Genomic DNA, 9382 nt, shown 5'->3' on the forward strand with positions numbered 1-9382 from the left:
ACGCAAGACGCCCCGGCCAGGGGCCGGGGCGTCGCGTGTCGGCTCAGGAGTCTCGATCAGGCCGCAGCGGCGCCGATCCGGTGACGACGGTTGCGAAGCATCGCGCCCGCGCCGCCGAAGCCCAGGATCATCAGCGCCCAGGTGCCGGGCTCCGGGATCGCCGCGCCGGGCACGCCGGACAGCGTGATGGTCGGCGACGCGCTACGCTCGAAGTCCGACGCCGCGGCGCGGATGACATAGCGCTCGGTGACCGAGTAGGTCCCGTTCGGATTGGTGTTGAACACCGAGTTGAAGTTGCCGGACGCCGCGCCGATCGCATTGTGGTTGAAGGAGGCGAGGTTCGTGCCGCCGAACAGTTGGTTCGACGCCGAGATGTAGGTGTCGAGCTGCACGTTCACCGGGCCGCCCTGGTTGTTGCTGGTGAACGACGAGAAGAAGGCGTCACTCAGGTTCGTGAGGTCGGTCCGCGTCACCCAAATGGTGAGATCGGCCGCGCCGGAGTCGGCCGTGTTCACGGTCACGGTGTCGCTGTGCAGCAGGCCGGGGAAGCTCGGAGGCGCCGAGCCGTCCACGGTCACCGCTTCGAAGCCGCCGCAGTTCACCACGCCGCAGTTGGCTTCGAACGTGAAGACGCCGTCACCGGCCTGGGTGTAGACGGAGGTCGAACCGTCGAACGAGATGTAGACGGCGGCCGACGCCGAGTTCGCGAGCAGAGCGGCAGCTGCAGTCGTCGCAGCAAGAGCAAGAATTTTCACGGCTTGGAGCCTCCACAGGTGTCCCTGTGGCGCTCAACAAGAAGCCGCCACAGTTTGTTCCTGCGCAGCCAGAAGGATTGTCGTTTTCAACCCTCAGGAGATTCCAATCTTCCGACGGGGGATTTTGTTCCCGTTCGCGCGCCCGGGCGCCAAGGGCGGCGGCCGCCAGGACGCGACGCTTCCAGCGCCCGCGCCGTCGGCGGCGAAATCAGGCTGGACGGATCAGCCCTGGGCGAGCCACTGGCGCGCCTGGCGCTGCGCCTCCGCCACGTCCTCGGACGCCATCTCGCCTGCGATCTCCTTGCGGTAGACCTTGGCTTCCATCGAGCCCCGCATGGCGGCCAGGTTGAACAGCATGTGGGCCGAGACGTAGTCGAGCGGCGCGCCGCCCTGTCCCGTCGAATAGAGCAGTCCCAGGCGGAACAGCTCGTCGCCCGTCGCGTCCGGATTCGGCAGCGGCAGGCCATCACACTTCGTGTCGACGCTCGCCAGCATGGTCATCATTCCCATCCAGCGCCGGCCGGTCCGCTTCTCGGACCCCTAACCGGCCTATCGCGACGAAGAAAACCAAGCTTCAGTTGAACACATGGTTAAGGCCGCCGTTGTCGAATCGACAGAATTGATGAGTGGCCAATGGGTCGCAGGCTTAACGACGTCCCAGGCGCCCTTGTGCAGACCGCGTACGGCAGGCGTTCAGCGACAGTTCAGACCCGAGACGGCATGATCTTCGGCAGATGAGACGCCTGTTCCTCATGATCGCAGCGGCCGCGTGCGTAGCCGCGCCTCTCGGCGACGTGGCCTGGAGCCAGGGCCGCGGCGACGGCGACCGTCGCGGCGGCCGCGCCGAGCGGCATTACGCGCCACCCGACCGAGGGGAACGCCGGAGCGGCGACGAGCGCCGCGACAGGGGAGACCGCCGCCGGTTCGACGAGCGGCGCGCCGGTCCGCCGCGCGGCCGCTGGGTCGATGACGGGGGCCCGCCGCGCCCGGCGCCGCCGTACGAGGGACGCCGGCGATACGAGGACGGCCCGCGGCCCGCCTTCGCGCCGCCCGGGGCGCGCCGCGGCGGCTACCTGCCCGATCGCTTCCGCGGCGGCGTGGTCGAGGACTACCGGCGCTACCGCCTGCGCCCGCCGCCGAGCGGGTACGCCTGGGTGCGCGTCGGCAGCGGCTTCGCCCTGGTCTCGGAGTCCAGCGGCCAGATCTTCGACATCATTCCCGACTGATCAGAGACCCAGCTTCGCCTTCAAGAGCTGGTTCACCGCACCTGGATTGGCCTTGCCCTGGGTGGCCTTCATCACCTGGCCCACGAACCAGCCGATCGCCTGGGGCTTGTCCTTCACCGCCGCCGCCTGGCCGGGGTTGGCCGCGATGAGGTCGTCGATGATCTTCTCCAGCGCGCCGGTGTCGCTGACCTGCTTCAGGCCCTGCCTGTCGACGATCTCGCCGGCGCCGCCCTCGCCCGCCCACATGCGCTCGAACACGTCCTTGGCGATCTTGGACGAGATCGTCCCGTCCTCGATGAGCTGGACCAGCTCGGCGATCGCGGCAGGCGCGATGGGACTGTCGGCGATGTCCAGGCCGCCGGCCGTGAGCTTGGCGGCGAGGTCGTTCGTCACCCAGTTGGCCACCAGCTTGGCGTCGCACCCCTTGGCCGCCGCTTCGTAGTAGTCGGCGCGGGCCTGCTCGCTGATCAGCACGCCGGCGTCGTAGGCCGAGAGGCCGTACTGCGACTGGAAGCGCGCCTTCTTGGCGTCCGGCAGCTCGGGCAGCTCGGCCTCGATCCGCTTGATCCACACCGGGTCGAGCTCCAGCGGCAGGAGGTCCGGGTCGGGGAAGTAGCGGTAGTCGTGCGCCTCTTCCTTGGAACGCATCGAGCGGGTCTCGCCCTTGTTCGGGTCGAACAGGCGGGTCTCCTGGTCGACCTTGCCGCCGTCCTCCAGGATCTCGATCTGGCGGCGGGCCTCGTACTCGATCGCCTGCTGCATGAAGCGGAACGAGTTGACGTTCTTGATCTCGCAGCGCGTGCCGAGGTGGGAGAAGTCCCCGCTCTCGCGGTACTTCTCGTAGGCGCCTGGGCGGCACACCGAGACGTTCACGTCGGCGCGCAGGTTGCCCTTCTCCATGTCGCCGTCGCACGAGCCCAGGTAGATCAGGATCGTCCGAAGCTTCTTCACATAGGCCGCGGCCTCGTCGGACGAACGCATGTCGGGCCGGGAGACGATCTCCATCAACGCCGTGCCCGCGCGGTTCAGGTCCACGTAGGTGGCGTTGGGCGCCTGGTCGTGCAGCAGCTTGCCGGCGTCCTGTTCCAGGTGCAGCCGCTCGATGCGGACGGTGAACGTGGAGCCGTCGTCACGCTCGACGGTCACCTCGCCCTCGCCCACGATCGGATGCTGGTACTGGCTGATCTGGTAGCCCTGCGGCAGGTCCGGATAGAAGTAGTTCTTCCGGTCGAAGCGGGACCATTCGTTGATCTGCGCCTTCAGGCCCAGGCCCGTCTTCACGGCCTGCTCCACGCAGTGGCGGTTGATGACCGGCAGCATGCCGGGCATGGCCGCATCCACGAGGCTGACCTGCTGGTTCGGACCCGCGCCGAATCCCACGGCGGCGCCCGAGAACAGCTTGGCGTTCGAGGCCACCTGGGCGTGCACCTCGAGTCCGAGGACGATCTCCCACGGGCCGGTGCGGCCCTGGATCAGCTTGGCGGTCGTGTCGGTCATGCCGCGCCTACTACCGAAGCGCGCGGCATTTCGGAAGCTTGCTCAGAAGTCACTTGCGCGAACGCCATGATTTGGACTCAAGGTGCGGCGCGTCTTGACGGCGCTTAGACCGGGGAATGAGGAACACCCAATGAAGACTATCGCTTTCGCCGCCGCGCTCGCCGTGGCTGCGGTCTCCGCGCCCGCTTTCGCGCAGGACCACGCGGGCCATGCCCCGGCCGCCGCGGCCGCCGGCAAGCTCAGCGTCGAGACCACGCCGATCGGCGACATCATCAAGAACGAGAAGGCCAAGGCCGCCCTCGAGGCCGCCGTGCCGCAGATCCCGCAGTTCTACGACCAGATCGCCACCATGACCCTGGCGCAAATCGCGCCGATGAGCCAGGGCGCGCTGGACGACGCCAAGCTGAAGGAGCTGCAGGCGAAGTTCGACGAGATCAAGTAAGGCGACGTCCCTCCCCTGCCCTGGGGAGGGAACGACCGCACAGCGGTCAGGGTGGGGAGACCGGCGGCGTCCCGCGTGGACCTAGGTCTTCCCGCCCGGCTCGCGCCGGCGGCGCGGCCCACCCTCCCCATCGAAGGGAGGGCTTCTTCCTCTTCACCACCACTTCGACGGCTTGGCGCGGAAGTCCGCGGCCTTCTCGATGGCCGAGCCCAGCGAGAACAGCGTGCCCTCGTCGAGGTTGCGGCCGATGAGCTGCAGGCCCAGAGGCAGCCCCTGAGCGTCGCGGCCGGCGGGCACGCTCATGCCCGGGAGGCCCGCCAGGTTCACCGTCACCGTGAAGATGTCGTTCAGGTACATCGCCACCGGATCGTCCGACTTCTCGCCGAGCGCGAAGGCGGCCGACGGCGCGGTGGGCGTCAGCAGCGCGTCCACCTTCTCCCAGGCCCGGTCGAAGTCGTCGGCGATGCGCCGGCGGACCTTCAGCGCCTTCAGGTAGTAGGCGTCGTAGTAGCCGGCCGAGAGGACATAGGTGCCGATCAGGATCCGGCGCTTCACCTCGGCGCCGAAGCCCTCGGCCCGGCTCTTCTCGTAGGTGTCCGTCAGGTTCGCGCCGTCGACGCGCAGGCCGTACCGCATGCCGTCGTAGCGGGCGAGGTTCGACGAGGCCTCGGCGGGGGCGATGATGTAGTAGGCCGGCAGCGCGTACTTCGTGTGCGGCAGGGAGACCTCGACGATCTCGCAGCCGGCTTCCTTCAGCCAGGCGATGCCCTGCTCCCAGAGCGCCTCGATCTCGGCCGGCATGCCGTCGACGCGGTACTCCTTCGGGATGCCGACGCGCAGGCCCTTCACCGACTTGCCGCAGAAGCTCGGGAAGTCCGGGACCTCCACCGGCAGGCTGGTCGAATCCTTCGGGTCGTGGCCCGACATGGACTTCAGCAGGATGGCGGCGTCCTCCACCGAACGCGCCATCGGGCCCGCCTGGTCGAGCGACGAGGCGAAGGCCACGATCCCCCAGCGCGAGCAGCGGCCGTAGGTGGGCTTGATCCCCACCGTGCCGGTGAAGGCCGCGGGCTGGCGGATGGACCCGCCGGTGTCGGTCGCCGTCGCGCCCAGGCAGAGGTCGGCCGCGACCGCCGCCGCCGAACCGCCCGACGAGCCGCCGGGCGTCAGGTTGCGGTTGCCACCCTCGATCCGCCAGGGGTTCGCCACGGGGCCCCAGGCCGAGGTCTCGTTGGACGAGCCCATGGCGAACTCGTCCATGTTGAGCTTGCCCAGCATCACCGCGCCGTCGTGCCAGAGCTGGGACGTCACCGTGCTCTCGTAGGCCGGCTTGAACCCGCGCAGGATCCTGGATCCGGCCGTGGACTCCACGCCCTCGGTGCAGAATAGATCCTTGATGCCCAGGGGCGCGCCTTCCAGCAGCCCCGCCTCGCCGCGCGCGCGGCGGGCGTCGGAGGCGCGGGCCATCTCGACCGCACGGTCCGGCGTCTCGACCACATAGGCGTTGAGCGCCCGCGACTGCTCGATGGCGCCCAGGTGGGCGGTGGTGATCTCCTCGGACGAGAAGTCGCCCTTGGCGAGGCCGTCCAGCGCGGCCTTCAGCGTCAGTCCGGTGAGGTCGGACATGCTATTCCACCACCTTGGGAACGACGTAGAAGCCCTTCTCGGACTTGGGCGCGTTACCGAGCACCCGGGCGGGATCGCCGCCGTCGGTCACCACGTCGTCTCGCATGGGCAGGTGGGTGTGCACCGAGGTGGTCATCGGCTCGACGCCGTCGGTGTCGACCTCGTTGAGCTGCTCGATCCATTCGAGAATGCCCGAGAGCTCCTTCGCCAGCGGCTCCAGCTTCTCCTCGGGCTCGGCGATGCGCGCCAGCCTGGCGACCTTGCGGACCGTCGCCGCGTCGATGGCCATGACCATCCCTCCAAATTCCGAGCGCGTGGGTTAGCGGCGCCCCCCTGCGAGCGCAAGGGGGCGTGGTCCCGGAGGCGGAGGCGCAGCCGTCAGTCCGCCTTGGCCTTGGGCTTCAGGTCGGTGGGAGCCTTGCCGGACAACTTGAGCTTCAGTCGCTCGAACTCGCCCTGCTCGGCTGGGGTCAGGCGGGGCCGGCCGGCGACCACGCCGACGCCGATGGTCTGCTTGACGAAGTAGGTTTCGCCCGCGTCGATCTCCAGCGTGAGCTTGTCGGTGACCTCGGACTGGATGGTGAAGAGGTGCGGCCCGGGATCGGTGACGTAGACCGCGTACGATCCGTTTCCGAGCTTGGCGATGCCCTTGTCGCCCTCGTGGACCGAGAACGACAGGGCCATGCCCAGCATGTTCGAAGGGCGGAAGAAGACCACCTGTCCCTTGCCGGCCGGGGGCGGCGCGATGCGGCCCGAGGCCTCCACGAAGCCCGCGGAGGGCGGCGCCGCCGCAGCCGCCGGCGCTGCCTCGGCGGCCGGCGGGGGCGGCGGGTCCTGGGCCATCGCCGGCGCCCCGGCGGCGGCGGCGAGCAGCAGCGCGACGGGCGCGACGAGGGTTCGAAGGGTCATAAGCGGCTACTCCGTTGGGGCCGCCGGGGCGGCGAAAGCTGGCGGCGGCTTGAGCGGAAGGTCGGCGGCCAGCTTGGCCTGACCCAGAGCTCCCGCCGGGATGTCGATCTCGCCGCCCTTGGCGAACATCGCCAGCAGGCCGACGTAGGGCACGAAGCTGGCGGCCATGATGGCGTTCGAGTTGTCCCTGCCCGCGGCGCCGAGGCGGAAACCGCGCAGGTCGACCCGCGCGCCGTCCACGACGATGTACCGGGCGGCGAGAACCAGCTTGGCGGGCTTGCCCAGGGCTCCGGACTTGCCTGCGTCCACCACCTGCCCTTGCCCCTCGGCGCCGGCCGGAACGGCGACCCTGCCGTCATGGGTCAGGGGCGCGGCGAGCCTGATGGCGAACATGTCGCCCTGTCGCGCGGTCTTGCTGCTGATCGAGCGAACGAGTTCCAGGATCACAGGAGAGCCCGCCGGTGCGAGACTGCCGGGCGCCGGCGCGGGAACGGGGGAAGGCGTCGCGGGAGCCGAAGAAGGCGTCCCGGCAGAAGGCGTCCCGGCGGCGGCGGGAGCGTCTCCCGGCTGGGCCCAGGCATGCGCCGCCAGAGCGGCCATGCCGGCCGCCAGAATCACACAACGCATACCACTCACCCCCACAACGCTACCGCTATACGCGTGCGAGCCAGCTTGGCAATGCGGATGCTGCCAGCGGTCGAGAGGCCGGTTGTCGCGGGGCTCCCGCACGGCCTATGGAACCGTCATGGCCGTCCTCGACCTCACCGAACTTCCCCGGGGAGCCCCCATCGTGGGGCTCGACCTCGGGGAGAAGACGATCGGCGTGGCGGTGTCGGACGCGACGCAGATGATCGCCTCGCCGCTGGAGACGATCCGCAGGACGAAGTTCACGGCCGACGCCGAGGCGCTCTTCCGATTGATGGAATCCCGGCGCGCGGCGGCGATCGTGGTGGGCCTGCCGGTGAACATGGACGGGACCGAGGGGCCGCGCTGCCAATCCAGCCGCGCCTTCGCCCGCAACCTCCTGCGGCTGCGCCCCGAACTGCCGGTCGCCTTCTGGGACGAGCGGATGAGCTCGATGGCCGTCAACCGGATGCTGATCGCCGAGGCCGACGTCAGCCGCGCGCGCCGCGCCGAAGTCGTCGACAAGACCGCGGCCGCCTGGATCCTGCAGGGCGCGCTGGACCGGCTGCGCAACCGCTAGACCTCGGCGCCGGGGCGTCGGCTAGGAGGCGCCGTCCCGAAGCGGCAGTCCCAGCATCCAGCTGCGGAACTTCAGCGCGAGTGTGGCGCCCGCGTCGCCGTGCGCGCCGAGCCGGGCGTCGCGCGGCGCGTAGCCGAACCGCCGGCGGAAGGCCGTGCTGAAATGGGCGTGGCTCGAGAAGCCGAACGCTTCCGCCAGCTCGGCGACGCCGCGCGGCTCGGAGGGGTCGGATAGCCGGACGTGCACGGCTTCCAGCCGCCGGCGGCGGACGTAGTTCATGATCCCCCCCAGCGGCCGGAAGGCGCGGTAGAGCGTGGGCCGCGTCACGCCCAGGGCCCTGCAGATCCCGGCGGGTGTCAGGTCCGGCGCGGCGAGGTTCTCCTCGATGTGGCGCCGCACGCGGTAGGTCAGCCGGCTCTCCAGGGGCCCGGCGCTCGACGCCTCGATGGGCGCCAGCGCCTCCAGGCCATCCGCGAGCAGCCGCAGCGTCGTGCGCTGCAGGAGCGGCGCATCGGCGGCCTCCACCTGCGGCAGGTAGCGCACGAGCGCGAGGAGATGCTCGGTGAGGACGCGCGCCGCGGCGCCTTCGAGCCGCCGGCCGTGGAGATCCAGCGTCCGCGGCGCCAGCGCCATGAGCGCGGGGCGCGGAACCGACAGGAGCACGAACTCCGTCTCCTCGGTCTGCGCCTGCCAGGGCCGTGCGAAATCGATCATGCACACCTGCCCGGGCCGAAGCTCGCAGGCGCGGCCGTCGAAGTCCCCCGCCAGCAGACCGTGGGTGACCAGGCCGATGGTGAAGGTGTCCCGCCCGTCGGCCGCGACGCGCTCGGAAGAGCGGTTCAGCCGAACGGGGCTTAGCCGCCCGTGCGAGACGATGAGCTGGGCGACCAGCCAGGTTTCCGAGCGGACGCTGAAGTCGTCTTCCGCCAGGCCCGGCGGCAGCCGGACATCATAGGCGCCGATCAGGTCCTCCCATCGCCGCCGGCCCTCGCCCCTGGGGACCTCCGCGCTCTGGAACGTCAGGTAGGGAACACCCCCGCTCAAGCCTGCACCCCGAACTACACATCCGCCCCCTCCTGCTAGCGCGGCGAGAGCCGATCGGAAACAACGTTGGCGTGCGAGCGACCCCGCCTGTGTCCCGGCGATTAGGACGGCGGCACGAACGAGGAATCGAGGACCAGCGTCTGGGTGTTCTGACCTGCGACCACGCCGAAGGCGGCGGCCTCCCAGCCCGGCGGTCCCATCTGGGCCTGGGCGCCGTTGGAGAATGCGAACGCCTCCTGCGGGACGCCGAACGCATTGGTTTTCAGCTTGCCGTCGCCGTCCGCGTCATGGAACGCCGAGATGGCGTACCGGCCCGGCGGCAGGTCCGCGACCTGGGCCTGCACCGTCGCGCCCGTCACGGGCAAGGTGAGGACGCGGACGGGCGTGCTGCGGCTGCGGTACGCCGCCTCGTTGTCGTAGAGCAAGGCCCGGATGGCGCCGCTGGGCGTGACGATCTCCTTGAACACCACCGTGAGCGAAGCCTCCGCGGCTTCGGCTCTCGCGGTCGCGAACAGGCTCACCGCCAGCGCCAGCGGCAGGAAACTGGGACGTCGCATGATCTCTCTTCTCCGGCGATCGAACTCGCGCCGGAGCTAGGCGGGCCGCGGACGCCCCGCATCCCGAGTTACGCGAGCGGCGGCCGCGCCTTCGCGAGCCGCGCGCCGCGCCGTCCACGCTT

At 70.1% G+C, this 9382-nt stretch carries 12 protein-coding genes; 3 read left to right on the forward strand and 9 right to left on the reverse strand.

Going from position 1 to position 9382, the window contains the following annotated elements:
- Nucleotides 1–56 precede the first annotated feature (56 nt).
- Nucleotides 57–755, reverse strand: coding sequence for a PEPxxWA-CTERM sorting domain-containing protein (locus AC2D8W_RS01795; protein ID WP_484670078.1), 699 nt, complete (start codon nucleotides 753–755; stop codon nucleotides 57–59).
- A 222-nt stretch (nucleotides 756–977) separates the two neighbouring features.
- A complete protein-coding gene (locus tag AC2D8W_RS01800; RefSeq protein WP_293483208.1) occupies nucleotides 978–1256 on the reverse strand; it encodes a sel1 repeat family protein in 279 nt (92 codons plus the stop codon).
- A 233-nt stretch (nucleotides 1257–1489) separates the two neighbouring features.
- Here AC2D8W_RS01800 and AC2D8W_RS01805 point away from each other — a divergent pair, with 233 nt between their 5' ends.
- Nucleotides 1490–1981, forward strand: a complete 492-nt coding sequence (locus AC2D8W_RS01805) for an RcnB family protein (protein WP_484670079.1) — start codon at nucleotides 1490–1492, stop codon at nucleotides 1979–1981.
- On the opposite strand, the gene gatB is transcribed toward AC2D8W_RS01805, so the two are convergent.
- Complete coding sequence (gatB, locus tag AC2D8W_RS01810) at nucleotides 1982–3478, reverse strand: Asp-tRNA(Asn)/Glu-tRNA(Gln) amidotransferase subunit GatB (RefSeq protein WP_484670080.1); 1497 nt, start codon at nucleotides 3476–3478, stop codon at nucleotides 1982–1984.
- Nucleotides 3479–3608: 130 nt separating this feature from the next.
- Between gatB and AC2D8W_RS01815 the strand changes: the two genes are divergently transcribed.
- On the forward strand, nucleotides 3609–3920 hold the full coding sequence (locus tag AC2D8W_RS01815) for a hypothetical protein (RefSeq protein WP_293483203.1): 312 nt from the start codon (nucleotides 3609–3611) through the stop codon (nucleotides 3918–3920).
- 153 nt (nucleotides 3921–4073) lie between these two features.
- Here the strand turns inward: AC2D8W_RS01815 and gatA are convergent, their stop codons facing one another.
- From gatA to AC2D8W_RS01835, 4 genes are all read right to left on the reverse strand, one after another.
- The gene (gatA, locus tag AC2D8W_RS01820; protein ID WP_484670081.1) at nucleotides 4074–5546 is read right to left on the reverse strand and encodes an Asp-tRNA(Asn)/Glu-tRNA(Gln) amidotransferase subunit GatA; all 1473 of its coding nucleotides are present in this window, start codon (nucleotides 5544–5546) and stop codon (nucleotides 4074–4076) included.
- A 1-nt stretch (nucleotide 5547) separates the two neighbouring features.
- Nucleotides 5548–5835: an Asp-tRNA(Asn)/Glu-tRNA(Gln) amidotransferase subunit GatC gene (gene gatC / locus AC2D8W_RS01825; RefSeq protein ID WP_484670082.1), complete on the reverse strand. Its 288-nt coding sequence runs from the start codon at nucleotides 5833–5835 to the stop codon at nucleotides 5548–5550.
- A gap of 89 nt (nucleotides 5836–5924) precedes the next feature.
- Complete coding sequence (locus AC2D8W_RS01830) at nucleotides 5925–6455, reverse strand: DUF2846 domain-containing protein (protein ID WP_484670083.1); 531 nt, start codon at nucleotides 6453–6455, stop codon at nucleotides 5925–5927.
- Between the two features lie 6 nt (nucleotides 6456–6461).
- Entirely contained in the window at nucleotides 6462–6902 is a 441-nt protein-coding gene (locus tag AC2D8W_RS01835; RefSeq protein ID WP_484670084.1) for a hypothetical protein, read from the reverse strand.
- 298 nt (nucleotides 6903–7200) lie between these two features.
- Between AC2D8W_RS01835 and ruvX the strand changes: the two genes are divergently transcribed.
- A complete protein-coding gene (gene ruvX, locus AC2D8W_RS01840; RefSeq protein WP_484670085.1) occupies nucleotides 7201–7659 on the forward strand; it encodes a Holliday junction resolvase RuvX in 459 nt (152 codons plus the stop codon).
- A gap of 21 nt (nucleotides 7660–7680) precedes the next feature.
- Here ruvX and AC2D8W_RS01845 read toward each other — a convergent pair whose 3' ends face one another.
- Nucleotides 7681–8703, reverse strand: coding sequence for a helix-turn-helix domain-containing protein (locus AC2D8W_RS01845; protein WP_484670086.1), 1023 nt, complete (start codon nucleotides 8701–8703; stop codon nucleotides 7681–7683).
- Between the two features lie 101 nt (nucleotides 8704–8804).
- Complete coding sequence (locus tag AC2D8W_RS01850) at nucleotides 8805–9260, reverse strand: DUF2141 domain-containing protein (protein ID WP_484670087.1); 456 nt, start codon at nucleotides 9258–9260, stop codon at nucleotides 8805–8807.
- Nucleotides 9261–9382 lie beyond the last annotated feature (122 nt).

Source organism: Phenylobacterium sp. T106 (genome assembly GCF_057219735.1).